Origin of the sequence: Nitrobacter sp., assembly GCF_047149785.1 — a bacterium.
Classification (GTDB): Bacteria; Pseudomonadota; Alphaproteobacteria; order Rhizobiales; family Xanthobacteraceae; genus Nitrobacter.
On the sequence record NZ_BAAGBE010000001.1, the window covers coordinates 844,493 to 861,068 of the forward strand.

The window sequence follows — 16,576 nt, forward strand, 5'->3', positions numbered from 1 at the left end:
TCGATTCCAATCGCCCCGGTGGCGTCGGCGGGACTTGTTGAAACCTCCCGGCCGTGGCCTCTGGTGGGAAATTAACCCGTCCTGAGGGCAAGAGCCGGCCATGCTTCGGAATTCAACCACTGCCTGGGGCGCTCTGTCCCGCGCCTTTCACGGAATCCTCGGCATCGCGATTATCGCCATGCTGGCCTATGGATTATGGTTCAACCACTTCCTGCCGAAAGAGGCCAAGCTTTTCCATCGCTCGATCCATGCCGACATCGGCTACGTCATCCTGCTGCTGATGGTCCTGCGACTGATCTGGCGCGGCCTTAATCCGGTGCCGGCTGCGCCGGATGGCTCGCGGTGGTGGGAGCGGGCGCTGGCGCACGTCAGTCATTGGACGCTCTATGCCATCACGATCGTCGTCGCGCTGCTCGGCTGGGCTCATTCCGGCGCCCACAAGCCGGATTATGCCGACTGGTTCGGGTTGTTTCGCGTGCCGCAGTTCACATCAGAGAACCGCGACAACGCCCGTTTCTTCGAGCACTGGCACATCTGGATGGCCTACGTGCTGATCGGACTGGTCGTGTTGCATTTCCTCGCCGCGCTGTACCATCGTTTCATCAAGCGCGACCGCGTGGTGGCGCGGATGATCGGCGGCGGTGCCGAGTGACATCACTGGAATGATGTCGTCCCTGCGTTCGCATGGACGACGCAAGGCGGTGAGACGCGAGTTAGACGAGACGCCTCGCTCAAGCGCTGCCGAACACGCGCCTGAAGATCGTGTCGACGTGCTTGAAGTGATATCCCAGGTCGAACTGCTCTGCGATCTCGGCATTCGACAGATATTTCGTCACGTCGGCGTCGTTCTTCAGAAGCGTCTGGAAATCGCCTTCGCCGCGCCACACCGGCATGGCGTTGCGCTGAACCAGCCTGTAGGCGTCCTCGCGGCTCGCGCCCTTTTGCGTCAGCGCGATAAGTACGCGCTGCGAATGCACCAGCCCGCCGAGACGGTCGAGATTCTTTTGCATATTAGCGGGATAGACCAGCAGCTTGTCGATCACGCCGGCGAGGCGGTTGAGCGCGAAGTCGAGCGTCACTGTGGCGTCGGGACCGATCATGCGCTCGGCTGAGGAGTGCGAAATGTCGCGCTCGTGCCAGAGCGCCACGTTCTCCAGTGCCGGCGTCACGTAAGCGCGCACCATGCGGGCGAGCCCGGTGATGTTCTCGGTCAGCACCGGGTTGCGCTTGTGCGGCATCGCGGATGAGCCTTTCTGGCCTTCGGAGAAAAACTCCTCGGCTTCCAGCACCTCGGTGCGCTGCAGGTGGCGGATCTCGATCGCGAGCCGCTCCATCGACGACGCGATGACGCCGAGCGTGGCGAAGAACATCGCGTGGCGGTCGCGCGGAATGACCTGCGTCGAGACCGGCTCCGGCATGAGACCCATCGCCCTGGCGACGTGTTCTTCCACGCGCGGATCGATCTGCGCGAAGGTGCCGACCGCGCCGGAGATCGCGCAGGTCGCGACCTCCTTGCGGGCGGCGAGCAGGCGTTCCTTGGCGCGGGAGAATTCAGCATAGGCGTAAGCGAGTTTGAGACCGAAGGTCACCGGCTCGGCATGGATGCCGTGCGAGCGGCCGATTGCCGGCGTCATCTTGTGCTCGAACGCGCGCGTCCTGAGCGCGGCGAGCAGCTTGTCGATGTCGGCCAGCAGGATGTCGGCGGCGCGGGTGAGCTGGACATTGAGGCAGGTGTCGAGCACGTCCGATGACGTCATGCCCTGATGCACGAAGCGCGCCTCGGGACCGACGATTTCGGCCAGGTGAGTGAGGAAGGCGATGACGTCGTGCCTGGTCTCGCGTTCGATCTCGTCGATGCGCTCCACATCGAAGGTCGCGTTCTTCGCCTTGGCCCAGATGGTTTCGGCCGCCTGCTTCGGAATCACCCCGAGTTCGGCCTGAGCGTCCGCCGCATGAGCCTCGATCTCGAACCAGATCTTGAAACGGGTTTGCGGCTCCCAGATCGAAGCCATTTCCGGACGGGTGTAGCGAGGGATCATCGACGATCCTTGATGTTTTTGAGGATTATGCCCCGCTTTAGCAGAGCCGCCGTGAGGAGACAAACGATGCGGAACTGGCGTCGCTTTCGCGAACGGCCTATCGTCAGCTCATGCGTTTGAAATCGAGCATATGGGTCTCCGCCTATCTTCGCCGCTGCCAGGCCGAAGGCATCTTCGGTGCGGTCCGCCGGCGCGGCGCGGAGGAGGCCGGCGCCGTGTTCGTCAAGATCGCGCTTCTGGACGGCAACGCGATGCTGTATGCCCCGGCGCCGCAGGCCGTATATGACGACAGCCGGCCCATCGAACGGGTTTTCGTCCCCTCGTCGAGCGAGCCTGTTGCCGAGCAGGCGGTGGACGAGCGTCTCGCGAAGGAAGTCGGGTTCGATCCGGACGCCTGGATCGTGGAAATCGAAGACAAGGCAGGGCGGCACTTTCTGGATTTGGCGCCTTTATGACAGACGCGGCAGAACTCCGCGACCGGGGACCGCAGCGCAGCCGGGCGACAAGCCTTCCTTTTTGCTCCGGGCTACCCATGTTACAATCGCTTCCCCCTGCCGGGGAATAAAGGAACAACTACATGAAATCGACCCAGCGGGCATTCGGCTTGATGAAGGCCTTCGCCATCGTCCTGTCGTTGGCGTTTCCGTTGATGCTCGCCGTTTCTTCGGCGGACGCTCGCATCGGGGGCGGCAGGAGCTACGGATCGCGTGGCGCGCGGACCTTCTCCGCGCCACCCGTCACCAATACCGCGCCGAACGCGGCGCGTCCGTTCGACCGGACCATGACGCAGCCCGGCCGTCCGGGCGCAGGCACTGCGGCAACCGGAGGCTTCAATCGGTCCGGCATGGGAATGTTCGGGGGCCTTGCCGCAGGTTTTCTTGGGGCGGGCTTGCTCGGCATGCTGTTCGGCGGCGGGCTGTTCGGCGGTCTCGGAGGCCTGTCGTCCATCATCGGGCTGCTGCTTCAGATCGGCTTGATCTATCTCCTTGTCCGCTTCGCGATGTCGTGGTGGCAGCGGCGCAATGCGCCTGCCTATGCGGGGCCGACGCCGGCCCCTGGCCCCGCGGCTCAGGCGAGTCCACGCAGCGGTTTGGGTTTCGGTTCGACGGCAAACGCCGCTCCGCTGGAGATCACTCCGTCGGATTATGAGGCCTTCGAACGTCTGCTCGGAGACATCCAGACCGCGTGGTCGAACGAAGACGTCAACAGGCTGCATACGATGGCGACCCCGGAAATGGTGTCGTACTTCATCGAGGATCTTCGGGCCAACGAAGCCCGCGGCGTCGTCAACAAGGTGTCCAACGTCAAGCTCCTGCAGGGCGATCTCGCGGAAGCCTGGCGCGAGGGCAATACCGATTACGCCACGGTGGCGCTGCGCTATTCGCTGGTCGACAAGACCATCGAGCGCGCCGGCGGCCGGGTGGTCGAAGGCAGCGACCAGCCGCAGGAGGCGACCGACGTCTGGACGTTCGCGCGCCATGGCGGCGGAAAATGGGAGCTGTCGGCGATCCAGCAGACCTGATCTGTCGCTGTGACTTTTCAACAAAAGGCGCCACGACAACATCGTGGCGCCTTTTTGCGTTGAACGGAGGGCCGGATTGCGCGTTATCGCGGGATGAAATCCGCGGCGCGCGCGCGTTGCGTGGAAACCGGACGCCATAAATCGATCGGAGACGCGATGATTGCAACAGACAGGATCCTTCCGCGAATTTGTCTTGCCCTGGCCACCGCAATGCTGACCGCGGTGGCGGCTCAGCCGGCCGGTGCGCAGACGGCCGACATGAGCTTCTTCGTGACCAGCGTCGGAATCGGCAACGGCGGAAATCTCGGCGGCCTCGCGGGTGCGGACAATCACTGTCAGACGCTGGCGCAGGCTGCGGGCGCGGGAGCGAAAACCTGGCGCGCCTATCTGTCGACCCAGGCGGCGGACGGCAAGCCGGCCATCAACGCGCGCGATCGCATCGGCAACGGACCATGACGGAACGCCAAGGGCGTCGTGATCGCGAAGGATGTTGCCGAGCTTCACGGCGCCAACAACCTCACCAAGCAGACCGCGTTGAGTGAGAAGGGCGACGTGATCAACGGCCGTGGCGACAAGCCGAATCGCCACGACATCCTGACGGGGTCGCAGCCGGACGGCACCGCGTTTGCGGGCGCGGACGATCGGACCTGCAAGAATTGGACGAGCAGCACGCAAGGCTCGGCGATGCTCGGGCATTCCGATCGCCAGGGCTTGAGCGATGATCCTGTAGCGAAATCATGGAATTCGTCGCATCTTTCGCGCGGGCCGGACGGCGGCTGCAGCCAGAACGATCTCAGAAGCACTGGCGGCGACGGGCTGCTTTATTGTTTTGCGGTCAAATGACGCTCGCTTCCTTTGAGACGCACGGCGTCTGTTTCCAACTGCGCTGAAACAGACTCGTCGCTTGTCTTTATCGTTTGAGCATGATCTTTTCCGAAAACCGGTTTCCACTTTTCGGGATCATGCTTTAGTAACTGCGTCCGTCGACCGGCGTCAGTGTGAGCTTGGACAACTCGACGCCGTCGATGCAACTCACATTGACCGCCACCACCTCCGTCCCATCCGGCTTCTTGCCGCGCGCGAACACATCGACGCCGCAGTCGACGCAGAGCTGATGCCGGATGACGCGCTTGTTGAACAGGTATTCCTTGAGATTGCCATCACCGGCCCGGAGCTGAAAACTTTCCGGGGGCAGAAACGTGAAGTGCAAGCCTTTCTTGGTGCAGATCGAGCAGTTGCACGCGGTGACCATGGCCAGATCCGTCGTGCACTCGAAGCGTACCTGACCGCAATGACAGCCGCCGGTGTATGTTTTCACGTCGGGCATTTGGCTCTCCGGTCCAGAATGAGCGAGCACACTACCAGATTCCGGGCAGCAGCCGGTAGCGAACCTCCGCGGCGTAGTTCCGATAGTCGGGCAAGCCGGCGATCAGGGTTTTTTCCTCGATCAGGGCGCGCATCGCGAACAGCCCGATGAAGACCGGGGCGATCGCGGCGCCCCACCATGATCCGAGCAGAAGCGAAACGCCGACGAAGAAAAGGATCGCCCCGCTGTACATCGGATGTCTGACCAGCGCGTAGGGACCCGTGCGGACCACCTGATGGCCGCGTTCTGTCTGTATCTTCACCACCGGTGCGGCGAATGTGTTCTCCCGCATCACCCGGAACGAAATGGCGAGCGACAGCATGAACAGTGCGAAGCCCAGAGCCTGAAACCAGAAGCTCATATGCAACCACTGATTACGCTCATCGAGGCCTATGACGATCAGCCAGATCATGGTGACCGGCCCGAACACCATGATGAAGAGCTTGTCCGCTTTCGGCTGGTCTTCCTGTATCATCGGCCGCATGCGCTCGGCCAGCAGTCCGGGGTTGACCTTCGCGAACCACAATCCGCCGAGGAAACCGAGACCGCCGAGCGTTGCCAGGAACACCCAGGCGGCCGGCCAGCGCAGGCTGCCTGCCGGTATGAACAGCAGCACGCCCAAGGCAGCGATCCAGATCGCGTTCTGGATTGTCAACCGGCGGATCAGGTCGCGCTTGTCATCCATGGAGTGCGCATTACCGTGTCTTCGCGGCGAACTTGCGACGGCGGCAGGTTTGCCGGCTGCAAGATCGAACGGGCGGCGAATTGCAGCCGGCCCGTCGTCACTCGTCGCTCCCGCGGGACACCGCGATGGCGGCGCTGGTCTTGGTGCGGGTGCAATGCATGTTCAGCCGCCGATATCGCATCCGCACGTCGTCGCCGCGCAACAGTCCCATGCGCTTGATGCAGCGGGTGATGCCTCTCAGCGTGTCGGCCCTGGGTACGGTGAAGATGATGGCGGAGGCCTGGGCCACCAGATCGTAAAATTCGGGCTTCGGCTTGCGGCTGTCCACCCCCGCGATCAGTTCGTTGGTGAACTTGCGGTTCGGACAACCGAGGAGCAGTTGCTTGGCTGCGGGATGCGACAGGAAGATCGCATTGGCGGCGGTCTTGCCGACATGAAGGCCGTCGATCTGGCCCTGGAGCTGGGCGGCGAGATCGTCGCACCGGTCGGCGCGTGCCGGAGAGGCGGCAACGGCGACAGCGGCGGCGAGACACAGGCTGGCGGCAAGGCAGGGGCGCAGGCTCGTCATTTCAACGATCTCCGGATGGAAACAATCAAGCAGATTGGCGTGCAGACAGCATCGTGTTCGGATCCCGCCAAATCATTTTCCGCCCCTTTGCGAGGCATGGTGAAGCATATCGGAATGATCGCGCGGAGACCGCGCGATTCACGGCTCCAGCGTCACCCGCGGGCCGTCGTCGCTTTTGACGTGCACATAACGCGGTGCGATCGGGCGGCCTCTTCCGCTGGCGACGGTCACGATGTCTTCCAGCGGAGCGGCGCGCACATCGGCTTCCGGCCGCGAGAGGATCAAATCGGCATGGAGCAGGCCTTCGGATTCAAGACCGGTCGGATCGACGTCGGCCGTCGCGAGGTTTGCCAGGCTGTTCTCGAATTCCTCGGCGTCGCGAAAGCGGCGCTGCACGAAGGTCACGCCGCTCAGCCGCTCCGTCACCAGGCCGCGCTGCGCGAACGTCCTTGCAAGCGCGTCGAAAGGGAACATTCGCAACACGAAGGAAATGATCCATGGCTTCGTCTCCGTCGCATCGAGAAGCTTGCCGAACGTCCTATCGGTCACGTAGCCGATGCAGCCCGTCGACATGATGACATCGACGGGACGGATAATGCGGGCGTTCTCCGCCGAAAGCGCTTCGTTTTCGAGATTGGCGACGATGCCTTTATCGATAAGCCCGACGCGCGTCGCGTAGCGCACCGCCGGCGCCGACACATCGAGGCCGACAAACCGGGCGAGGCCGAGGTCGGGCCAGCTTGCATAGAAATTACGATCGAGCCGCACCAGTTCCTCGGAACTGACCGCCTTTATCTCGCGCCGGGCGTAGCGGTGCCGCAGACTTGCGAATGTCAATGGAAATCGATGCACCGCGGCGTTGATGCCATATGAGCAGCCGACGTCGAGCACGACGGGTTCGGTGGCGGTGGCAGAAGCCTTGGCGGATAGAATCTGGCGGATGACGGGTTCGGCGACATCCGTGATCATGTAGTCGAGATCGCCGAGAATCGAGAAATACGATCTGGGATCGTCCTGGATGTAGATGTCATCGAAATCCGCTTTCGACTGATTAATCCGTGAGAATTCCACTTTTAACAATGCTTCGTCCTTGCGTGAGTTGCGCGGGAGTTGCCGTTTGCGCTTCAGCGCGCGCTTTTTATCGCAGAAACCAACGCGAAGATAAACCCGCCATCGTGCGATGGTGGATTGTGCTCCAGGACAGACGTGCAACGAGAGCTTGCCGCAGGCCACGCCAAAGAGTTCGATCCACGTGCTGCGGTGCGACAGATGGCCGGCCGATTCCTTGTAACTTGTTGGAAGGTCCTTTTGGAGGGGACGAAAGCCCTGACAATGCCTGCGGAATCATGCAAAACAGCATATCCGCAAATCCCGCCATCATCATCGAGCATCCAGTTCAGCCGACATGCCTGAGATATCTCCGAACAAGCCTTATCGTATCGGCCGCTCCCGCACCGGGCTCGGTCTCTTCGCCACCAAACCCATCAAGAAAGGCACGAAGATCATCCGGTATCGTGGGCCGCTGCTCGATTGCACCAAGGAGAAGGATGACGCGGTCGAGAACAAGTACCTTTTCCAGATCACCAGCCGCTGGACCATCGACGGTTCGGTGCGCACGAACATCGCGCGCTATATCAACCATTCCTGCAAGCCGAATGCGGAGTCCGACGTCCGCAAGATCAAGCGGCGCGTCGATATCCGCGCCATCAAGGACATCGCCCCCGGCGAAGAGATCAACTATGACTACGGCACCGACTACTTCAAGGAGTATTTGAAGCCGATCGGCTGCAAGTGCGACGCCTGCGAAAAGAAGCGCAGAAAGTTGCGGGCGGCGGCGCGGGAGGAAAAGAAGCGCGTCAAGGCGAGGGCCGAAAAGCGCGTCGGGATCGCGCGCGGCCGCAAGCTCAACGGCCATAAGGCAGCGCATGCTGTTTCAAGAAAAGCGAAGACCGGATCGGCCACCAAGGCCCTTGCCGCGAAGAAACGTTCCAGGGCATCGCGTTGATCCGGTGGTCAGAGGTCGCCCGTAAGGCGGATCGCAGCCGGTTCGTGGCGCAATGAAAATTCCGCGGTTCCCCTGATCTCCGTGTTATCGAGAGACTATATTGTGGGCGTGTAATTGGCGCCGTAACAGGCCGCATCGGAGCACGACCATGACCGCCAGCATTGTCGGATGGGCCCATACGCCGTTTGGCAAACTCGATAGCGAAACCGTCGAAAGCCTCGTGGTGCAGGTCGCAACCGACGCGCTGGCCGACGCCGGCGTATCCGCTGGCGACGTCGACGAGATCGTGCTTGGGCATTTCAATGCCGGCTTCTCGCCGCAGGATTTTACAGCTTCGCTTGTCTTGCAAGCCGATCCGGAACTTCGCTTCACGCCCGCGACACGGGTGGAGAACGCCTGCGCCACCGGATCGGCGGCTGTGCATCAAGGTATCCGCGCCATCGCCTCGGGCGCGGCCAGGATCGTGCTGGTTGTCGGCGTCGAGCAGATGACGCGCACGCCCGGTCCCGAGATCGGCCGCAATCTGTTGCGCGCCTCTTATCTGCCTGAGGACGGCGATACCCCCGGCGGCTTCGCCGGCGTGTTCGGCAAGATCGCGCAGGCCTACTTCCAGAAATACGGCGACCAGTCCGATGCGCTGGCGATGATCGCGGCGAAGAACCACAGGAATGGCGTCGCCAATCCTTTCGCGCAGATCCGCAAGGATTTCGGCTACGACTTCTGCCGTTCCGAGAGCGAGAAGAATCCGTTCGTTGCCGGGCCGCTGAAGCGCACGGATTGTTCGCCGGTATCGGACGGCGCGGCCGCGCTGGTGCTGATGGATGCGGAGACGGCGAAAACCGCGCGCAAGGCGGTCAACATCCGCGCGACCGGCCACGCGCAGGATTTCCTGCCGATGTCGAAACGCAACATCCTCGATTTCGAGGGCTGCACTGTAGCCTGGCAGCGGGCGCTCGCGACGGCCGGCGTGACGCTGTCCGATCTCTCTTTCGTCGAGACCCATGATTGCTTCACCATCGCCGAACTGATCGAATACGAAGCCATGGGCCTGGCGCCGAAGGGGCAGGGCGCGCGCGCCATCAAGGACGGCTGGACGGTTAAGGACGGCAAGCTGCCGATCAATCCGTCCGGCGGCCTCAAGGCCAAGGGCCACCCGATCGGCGCCACCGGAGTTTCGATGCACGTGATGAGCGCGATGCAGCTCGTAGGCCAAGCACCGGAGGGCATGCAGGTCAGCGACGCGAAACTCGCCGGCATTTTCAACATGGGCGGCACGGCTGTCGCCAACTATGTCTCGATTCTTGAGCCGGCCAGGTAACTGGCCAAATGATAAAGAGCCTTTCGTCGGAGGCGTAGCAGAAGAGGAGGCCGTCAGTTCCAGCGTGCGCCTTTTTGCAAAAGGGCTGCGCGGGGAAACTCTTTCAAGACCTGAAAATACAGGTCAGGATACACGGACGGACCCTTGCGGACCCGCCGGGAGGAAACATGCGCACCATCGGACACTTTATCGGCGGCAAGACTGTCAGCGGCAAGTCCGGGCGGTTCGCCGACGTTTACCAACCGATGACCGGCGACGTGCAGGCCACCGTTGCGCTGGCGTCGAAAGCGGAAGTACGCGAGGCGGTGGAGAATGCCAGGGCGGCGCAGCCGGCCTGGGCTGCAACCAATCCGCAACGCCGTGTCCGTGTGTTGATGAAGTTTCTCGAACTGGTGGCGCGCGACAACGACGCGATGGCCGAGTTGCTCGCGCGCGAACACGGCAAGACCATTCCCGATGCCAAGGGCGACATCTTCCGCGGCGTCGAGGTTGTCGAATACGCCATCGGCATTCCCGAACTGATGAAAGGCGGCTTCACCGAGAATGCCGGTCCCGGCATCGACAGCTATTCGATGCGTCAGCCGCTCGGCGTCGTCGCCGGCATCACGCCGTTCAATTTCCCGGCGATGATCCCGATGTGGAAGTTCGCGCCGGCGATCGCCTGCGGCAACGCTTTCATCCTCAAGCCTTCGGAGCGCGACCCGGGCGTGCCGATGCGGCTTGCTGAACTGATGCTGGAAGCCGGTCTGCCGCAGGGCATTCTCAATGTCGTCAACGGCGACAAGGAGGCAGTCGACGCCATTCTCGACGACCCTGATATTTCGGCGGTCGGCTTTGTCGGCTCCTCGTCGATCGCGCACTACATCTATTCACGGGCGGCGGCGGCTGGCAAACGCAGCCAGTGTTTCGGCGGCGCAAAGAACCACATGATCATCATGCCGGACGCCGACATGGATCAGTCGGTGGATGCGCTGGTTGGCGCGGGCTACGGCGCGGCCGGGGAGCGGTGCATGGCGGTGTCGGTCGCGGTGCCTGTCGGCAAGGCTACCGCCGACCGCTTGATGGAAAAGCTTATTCCGCGTGTCGAGAACCTGAAGATCGGTCCGTCCACCGATGCGTCCGCCGACTTCGGGCCGCTCGTCACCCGGGCAGCGCTCGAGCGCGTCAAGGATTACGTCGAGATCGGCATCAAGGAAGGCGCGACGCTCGCAGTCGACGGCCGTGGCTTCAGGATGCAAGGCTACGAGAACGGCTTCTACATGGGCGGCTGTCTGTTCGACAATGTCACCAGGGAGATGCGGATCTACAAGGAAGAGATTTTCGGCCCGGTGCTGTCGGTGGTGCGGGCGAAGGATTTCGACGAGGCGGTGGCATTACCCTCCGAGCATGAATACGGCAACGGCGTCGCGATCTTCACCCGCGACGGCGACGCCGCGCGCGAATTCGCCTCCCGCGTCCAGGTCGGCATGGTCGGCATCAACGTGCCGATTCCGGTGCCGGTCGCCTACTACAGTTTCGGCGGCTGGAAACGTTCAGGCTTTGGCGACCTCAATCAGTACGGCTCCGACTCGGTGCGGTTCTACACCAAGACCAAGACCGTGACCTCGCGCTGGCCCTCCGGCGTCAAGGAAGGGACGCAGTTCGCGTTCCACAGCAAGTGATCGGCAGCCACGCATGCAGTTCGCGCTCACCGAGGATCAGGTCGCCGTTCGCGACATGGCGCGTGCTTTTGCGGCCGACAAGATCGCGCCGTTCGCGCTGAAGTGGGACGAGGAGAAGCACTTTCCGATCGATGTGATGCGCGAAGCGGCGACGCTGGGCATCGGCGGCATCACCATCCGCGACGATGTCGGCGGCTCGGCGCTGAGCCGTTTCGATGCGGCGCTGATCTTCGAGGCGTTGGCGCAGGGCTGCCCAACGGTCTCGTCGTTCATTTCGATCCACAACATGGCCGCGTGGATGATCGATGCCTATGGCTCGGATGAGCAGCGGCGCAAATGGCTGCCGAAACTCTGTACCATGGACCTGGTGGCGAGCTACTGCCTCACCGAGCCCGGTGCCGGCTCGGACGCGGCGGCGTTGCGAACGCGCGCCGTGCGTAACGGCGATCACTACGTGCTCAACGGGCAGAAGCAGTTCATCTCCGGCGCGGGCGAAAGCGGCATCTATGTCACCATGGTTCGTACCGACGACGACGGGCCAGGCGGCATTTCGACGCTCGTGGTCGAGCGTGATACGCCGGGCCTTTCGTTCGGCGCCAATGAGCGCAAGATGGGATGGAACGCGCAGCCGACCCGCGCCGTGATCTTCGACAACGCGCGGGTGCCCGTTGCCAATCGGCTCGGCGACGAGGGCATCGGTTTCAGGATTGCGATGGCTGGCCTCGACGGCGGTCGGCTCAACATCGCCGCCTGTTCGCTCGGCGGCGCGCAATCGGCGCTCGACAAGGCGCTTGCCTACATGAAAGAGCGCAAGGCGTTCGGCAAGCGGCTCGACGAATTTCAGGCGTTGCGATTCAAGATCGCCGACATGGCCACCGAGCTGGAAGCGGCGCGGACGTTTCTGTGGCGCGCGGCCGCCGCGTTGGACCGCAAGGACCCGGACGCGTCTGCGCTGTGCGCGATGGCAAAGCGCTTCGCCACCGATGTCGGCTTCGATGTGGCCAACCAGGCGCTGCAACTGCACGGCGGCTACGGCTATCTCAGCGAATACGGAATCGAGAAGATCGTGCGCGATCTGCGCGTGCATCAGATACTTGAAGGAACCAATGAAATCATGCGGCTGATTATTTCGCGCAAGCTGATCGAGGGTACGCGATGACTGCTCCGGCCGGTATGGAGCCGGATCTGATTGCACGGCGTGAGGGAGGCGCGGGTATCATTCGCCTCAACCGGCCGAAGGCGATCAATGCCGTCACGCTCGATATGATCCGCGGGATCGACAGGGCGCTGGACGAATTCGTGGTGGATCCCGCCGTTGGTTTGATTCTGCTCGAAGGAGCGGGCGAACGCGGCCTGTGCGCGGGCGGCGATATCCGCGCCCTCTGGGACAGTGCAAACCAGGGAAGCAACCTCGGCAAGATTTTGTGGCGCGAGGAATATCTCCTCAACGCGCGGATCGCGAAACTCGCCAAGCCCTATGTCGCTTTCATGGACGGCATCGTGATGGGCGGCGGCGTCGGATTGTCGGCGCATGGCGCGCACCGTGTCGTCACCGAGAGAACGCGGCTTTCCATGCCGGAGGTCGGTCTCGGCTTCTTTCCGGATGTCGGCGGCACCTGGCTGTTGTCACACGCGCCGGGCGAAACCGGAACGTATTTCGGGTTGACCGGCCAGCCCATGAACGGGGCGGACGCCATCTACGCCGGTTTTGCCGATGCCGTCGTGCCGTCGCGAAAACTTGCTGCGCTGCGCGAGGCGCTGGTCGATCTCGGCGCCGGCGCGGAGTCGGCCCGCGTGAGAGCCGCGATCGCGGGCTTTGCGACGGGCGAAGCGACAAGCGCCGTTGCGGCGATCCGGCCGCGGATCGATGCGTGGCTCGCCCATGGTCGAATGGATGATATCATCGCGGCCCTGCATCGTGACGCTTCCGAACTCGCACGTTCGACGCTCAAGACGCTGAACGAGAAATCGCCGCGCGGGCTCGTGGTGACGCTCAAGCTGTTGCGGCTGGCGCGCGCGTCGGCCACGCTGGAGGAATGTCTCGCGCGTGAATATCGTGCGGCGCTTGCGGTGTTCGCGAGCGACGACTTTCGCGAAGGCATTCGAGCCGCCGTCATCGACAAGGATCGCGAGCCGAAATGGTCGCCTCCGCGCATTGAGGAAATTACGCCGGAGATGATCGCGCCGTATTTTGCCAACATCGGCGCGGATGAACTCGTATTCGACTAGGGAAGAAGCCTCGATCGGAGGGTGAGCATGGCGGCCATTGCGTTCATCGGTCTTGGCAACATGGGCGGGCCCATGGCCGCAAATCTGGCCAAGGCCGGCCACGATGTGATCGGCTTCGATTTGGTCCCGGCGCTGGCGGATGCGGCGAAGGCCAATGACGTAGGGGTCGCCGACAGCGCGACGGCGGCGGTGAAGGATGCGGACGTTGTCATCACCATGCTGCCGGCTGGCAAGCATGTGGTGTCGGTGTGGACCGATGTTATTCCGTCGGCTGCAAAGGACACGCTGATGATCGACTGTTCGACCATCGACGTCGAAAGCGCGCGGCAGGCCCACGCGTTGGCGGGGAAGGCGTCGCTGCTGTCGATCGACGCGCCGGTCTCGGGCGGCGTCGGCGGCGCCACGGGCGCGACGCTGACCTTCATGGCCGGCGGCGAGGACAAGGCATTCGCGGCGGCAAAGCCGTTTCTCGAAGCCATGGGCAAGAAGATCGTTCATTGCGGCGATGCCGGCGCAGGGCAGGCGGCCAAGATCTGCAACAACATGATCCTGGGCATCTCGATGATCGCGGTCGGCGAAGCCTTTGCGCTGGCGGAAAAGCTCGGCCTGTCACACCAGGCATTGTTCGATGTCGCTTCGACCTCGTCGGGCCAGTGCTGGTCGCTGACGAGCTATTGTCCGGTGCCGGGTCCGGTTCCGTCGTCGCCGGCCAATAGCGATTACAAGCCCGGCTTCGCGTCGGCGCTGATGCTCAAGGACCTGACGCTTGCGCAGGAAGCCGCGAAATCCACTGGCGCGGTGACGCCGCTCGGACAGCACGCGCAGGAAATCTACAAGACCTTCGAAGCAGCCGGAAACGGCGGCGTCGACTTCTCCGGCATCATCCGCCACATTCGCGCCCTTGCGGACAACAGGGGCGGCTGATGACCACGTTTGCCGAGGCGCGCGAATTCCTGCTGCGGCATCGCACCGACTACGATGCCGCCATCAACGGCTTCAAATGGCCGGACCCGGTGCCGTTCAACTGGGCGGTGGACTGGTTCGACGCTGGTCTCGCGACCGATCCGGCGAGCAAGACGCGGGCGGCGCTGTGGATCGTCGATGCCGCCGACGGGGCCGAGACCAAAGTGACGTTCGAGGCAATGTCGCGGCGCTCCAACCAGGTTGCGAATTTCCTGCGAGCGCAGGGCCTGAAGCGCGGCGATCACCTGCTGTTGCTGCTCGGCAATGTCGTTCCGCTGTGGGAGACCATGCTGGCCTGCATCAAGCTCGGCGTCGTGATTATCCCGGCGACGACATTGCTCACGCCCGATGAATTGCGCGACCGCCTCGATCGCGGCCGCGTCAAAGCTGTCGTCGCGACGCAGGATCAGGTAACGAAATTCGCAAGCCTCGGTGGCGAGGGCCTGATACGCATCGTCGTCGCCTCATCGGCGTCGCACACAGGCTGGCTACCTTATGAGACGACGAGCGATTTTTCGGAAAGCTACAAGCCGGATCGCCCGACGAACGCCGACGACCCGATGCTGCTGTATTTCACATCGGGCACCACGGCGAAGCCGAAGCTGGTGCGGCACAGTCAGCGCACCTATCCCGTCGGGCATCTGTCCACCATGTACTGGATCGGCTTGAAGCCCGGCGACGTTCATTTGAACATTTCCTCGCCGGGATGGGCTAAGCACGCATGGAGTTGCTTCTTTGCGCCGTGGAATGCAGGCGCAACCATCTTCATCTGCAACCAGCCGCGCTTCGACGCCAAAAGCCTGCTGGCGACCATCGGGCGCTGCGGCGTGACGACGTTGTGCGCGCCGCCGACGGTGTGGCGATTGTTCATTCAGGAAAAGCTTTCGGACTTCAAGGCCGCGCTGCGCGAAGTCTGCGGCGCGGGCGAACCGCTCAATCCGGAAGTGATCGATCAGGTGAAGTCAGCGTGGGGCTTGACGATACGCGACGGCTACGGCCAGACCGAGACCGCCGCGCTCGCCGGCAACTCGCCGGGACAGAAGGTCAAGGTCGGCTCAATGGGGCGGCCGCTGCCAGGCTATAAAGTGAAGGTGATCGACGCGGACGGCAATCCGGCCACCGAAGGCGAGGTGACGCTGGCGCTGGGCGGAGATCGGCCCGCCGGGCTGATGCAGGGCTATCAGGGCGAGGGGGGACACCTGAGCGGCGCCGATGGCGATCTTTACCGCACCGGTGACGTGGTGTTCGTCGATGACGATGGCTATCTCACCTTCGTCGGCCGGTCGGATGATGTGTTCAAGTCGTCCGACTATCGCATCAGTCCGTTCGAACTGGAGAGCGTCCTGCTCGAACACGATGCCGTGGCGGAAGCCGCCGTGGTGCCGAGTCCCGATCCGATCAGGCTGGCGATCCCGAAAGCATACATTCTATTGGTTGGCGGCGCGGAGCGATCGCGCGAAACCGCGCTGTCGATCTTCAGGCACATGGTCGAGCGGATGGCGCCGTTCAGGCGCATCCGCAAGCTTGAGTTCGTTACCGAATTGCCGAAGACGATTTCGGGAAAGATTCGCCGCGTCCAGCTTCGCCGCCTTGAGCATGACGACGATCGCGGCGACGCGTTGCGCGGCGTGGAATTTTGTGAAGAGGACTTTCCAGAGCTTCAGGCGCTGAAATCGAAAGCTGCGGAGATCTGAATTGTGAATGACGTCTGGAAAACCACGCCGGTTTCGCTCGATGCCTATCGGCAAATGGTCGGGCAGGAGATCGGCGTTTCCTCGTGGCACCTGATCGACCAGAAGCGGATCGATGCCTATGCCGACGTGGTCGACGACCATCAGTTCATCCATGTCGATCCCGAGCGGGCGGGACGCGAAACGGAGTTCGGCGGCACCATCGCGCATGGATTCCTGACCTTGTCGCTGCTCAGCGTCATGTCATACGAGGTGATGCCCCGGGTCGAGGGCGTCACCATGGGGGTCAATTACGGCTTCGACCGCCTCCGTTTTATTTCGCCGGTCAAGTCCGGCTCCCGTGTCCGCGGCCGCTTCACGCTGACCGAGGCGACGCTTCGCAAACCTGGCGAGCTGCTGTCGCGCACCGCGGTCAGCGTCGAGATCGAGGGCGGGAAGCGGTCGGCACTGGTCGCCGACTGGCTCGCCGTTCTGCACTTTTCTGACGGCTCACGCTCGTGACGTGATGGGTTATGGCGGTGCGCGGTTG

At 62.9% G+C, this 16,576-nt stretch carries 16 protein-coding genes and 1 pseudogene; 12 read left to right on the top strand and 5 right to left on the bottom strand.

Features of this window, described 5'->3' with window-relative positions:
• Positions 1 to 100 precede the first annotated feature (100 nt).
• Positions 101 to 652: a cytochrome b gene (locus tag ACMDCM_RS03905; protein ID WP_412772344.1), complete on the top strand. Its 552-nt coding sequence runs from the start codon at positions 101 to 103 to the stop codon at positions 650 to 652.
• A gap of 79 nt (positions 653 to 731) precedes the next feature.
• On the opposite strand, the gene purB is transcribed toward ACMDCM_RS03905, so the two are convergent.
• Positions 732 to 2,039: an adenylosuccinate lyase gene (gene purB / locus ACMDCM_RS03910; RefSeq protein WP_412772345.1), complete on the bottom strand. Its 1,308-nt coding sequence runs from the start codon at positions 2,037 to 2,039 to the stop codon at positions 732 to 734.
• A 110-nt stretch (positions 2,040 to 2,149) separates the two neighbouring features.
• Between purB and ACMDCM_RS03915 the strand changes: the two genes are divergently transcribed.
• The 3 genes and pseudogenes from ACMDCM_RS03915 to ACMDCM_RS03925 all read left to right on the top strand — a co-directional run bounded on the left by ACMDCM_RS03915 (position 2,150) and on the right by ACMDCM_RS03925 (position 4,404).
• Positions 2,150 to 2,494: a DUF1491 family protein gene (locus tag ACMDCM_RS03915; protein ID WP_412772346.1), complete on the top strand. Its 345-nt coding sequence runs from the start codon at positions 2,150 to 2,152 to the stop codon at positions 2,492 to 2,494.
• Positions 2,495 to 2,616: 122 nt separating this feature from the next.
• Complete coding sequence (locus ACMDCM_RS03920; protein ID WP_412772347.1) at positions 2,617 to 3,561, top strand: Tim44 domain-containing protein; 945 nt, start codon at positions 2,617 to 2,619, stop codon at positions 3,559 to 3,561.
• Positions 3,562 to 3,771: 210 nt separating this feature from the next.
• Positions 3,772 to 4,404 (top strand): annotated as a pseudogene (locus ACMDCM_RS03925) (lectin).
• Between the two features lie 124 nt (positions 4,405 to 4,528).
• Here the strand turns inward: ACMDCM_RS03925 and ACMDCM_RS03930 are convergent.
• From ACMDCM_RS03930 to ACMDCM_RS03945, 4 genes are all read right to left on the bottom strand, one after another.
• Positions 4,529 to 4,888, bottom strand: a complete 360-nt coding sequence (locus ACMDCM_RS03930) for a GFA family protein (RefSeq protein ID WP_412772348.1) — start codon at positions 4,886 to 4,888, stop codon at positions 4,529 to 4,531.
• A gap of 31 nt (positions 4,889 to 4,919) precedes the next feature.
• Positions 4,920 to 5,612, bottom strand: a complete 693-nt coding sequence (locus ACMDCM_RS03935; RefSeq protein WP_412772349.1) for a methyltransferase family protein — start codon at positions 5,610 to 5,612, stop codon at positions 4,920 to 4,922.
• Positions 5,613 to 5,709: 97 nt separating this feature from the next.
• On the bottom strand, positions 5,710 to 6,180 hold the full coding sequence (locus ACMDCM_RS03940; RefSeq protein WP_412772350.1) for a hypothetical protein: 471 nt from the start codon (positions 6,178 to 6,180) through the stop codon (positions 5,710 to 5,712).
• Between the two features lie 138 nt (positions 6,181 to 6,318).
• A complete protein-coding gene (locus ACMDCM_RS03945) occupies positions 6,319 to 7,251 on the bottom strand; it encodes a class I SAM-dependent methyltransferase (RefSeq protein WP_412772351.1) in 933 nt (310 codons plus the stop codon).
• Between the two features lie 334 nt (positions 7,252 to 7,585).
• On the opposite strand from ACMDCM_RS03945, the gene ACMDCM_RS03950 reads away from it, so the two are divergent.
• From ACMDCM_RS03950 to ACMDCM_RS03985, 8 genes are all read left to right on the top strand, one after another.
• Positions 7,586 to 8,185, top strand: coding sequence for an SET domain-containing protein (locus ACMDCM_RS03950; protein ID WP_412772352.1), 600 nt, complete (start codon positions 7,586 to 7,588; stop codon positions 8,183 to 8,185).
• Between the two features lie 148 nt (positions 8,186 to 8,333).
• Positions 8,334 to 9,503: an acetyl-CoA acetyltransferase gene (locus ACMDCM_RS03955; RefSeq protein ID WP_412772353.1), complete on the top strand. Its 1,170-nt coding sequence runs from the start codon at positions 8,334 to 8,336 to the stop codon at positions 9,501 to 9,503.
• Positions 9,504 to 9,670: 167 nt separating this feature from the next.
• Positions 9,671 to 11,164 (top strand): CoA-acylating methylmalonate-semialdehyde dehydrogenase, encoded by a 1,494-nt coding sequence (locus ACMDCM_RS03960; RefSeq protein WP_412772354.1) that lies wholly within the window; start codon positions 9,671 to 9,673, stop codon positions 11,162 to 11,164.
• A gap of 13 nt (positions 11,165 to 11,177) precedes the next feature.
• Positions 11,178 to 12,323 carry an isobutyryl-CoA dehydrogenase gene (locus ACMDCM_RS03965; RefSeq protein WP_412772355.1) on the top strand — a complete coding sequence of 382 codons (1,146 nt, stop codon included), beginning with the start codon at positions 11,178 to 11,180 and terminating at the stop codon, positions 12,321 to 12,323.
• Positions 12,320 to 13,393 (top strand): enoyl-CoA hydratase/isomerase family protein, encoded by a 1,074-nt coding sequence (locus ACMDCM_RS03970; protein ID WP_412772356.1) that lies wholly within the window; start codon positions 12,320 to 12,322, stop codon positions 13,391 to 13,393. The genes ACMDCM_RS03965 and ACMDCM_RS03970 overlap by 4 nt, the downstream gene beginning before the upstream one ends.
• 27 nt (positions 13,394 to 13,420) lie before the next feature.
• The gene (mmsB, locus tag ACMDCM_RS03975; RefSeq protein ID WP_412772357.1) at positions 13,421 to 14,317 is read left to right on the top strand and encodes a 3-hydroxyisobutyrate dehydrogenase; all 897 of its coding nucleotides are present in this window, start codon (positions 13,421 to 13,423) and stop codon (positions 14,315 to 14,317) included.
• Positions 14,317 to 16,050 carry an AMP-binding protein gene (locus ACMDCM_RS03980; RefSeq protein WP_412772358.1) on the top strand — a complete coding sequence of 578 codons (1,734 nt, stop codon included), beginning with the start codon at positions 14,317 to 14,319 and terminating at the stop codon, positions 16,048 to 16,050. Before mmsB ends, ACMDCM_RS03980 begins: the two co-directional genes overlap by 1 nt.
• A gap of 3 nt (positions 16,051 to 16,053) precedes the next feature.
• Positions 16,054 to 16,548, top strand: a complete 495-nt coding sequence (locus tag ACMDCM_RS03985) for a MaoC family dehydratase (protein ID WP_412772359.1) — start codon at positions 16,054 to 16,056, stop codon at positions 16,546 to 16,548.
• Positions 16,549 to 16,576 lie beyond the last annotated feature (28 nt).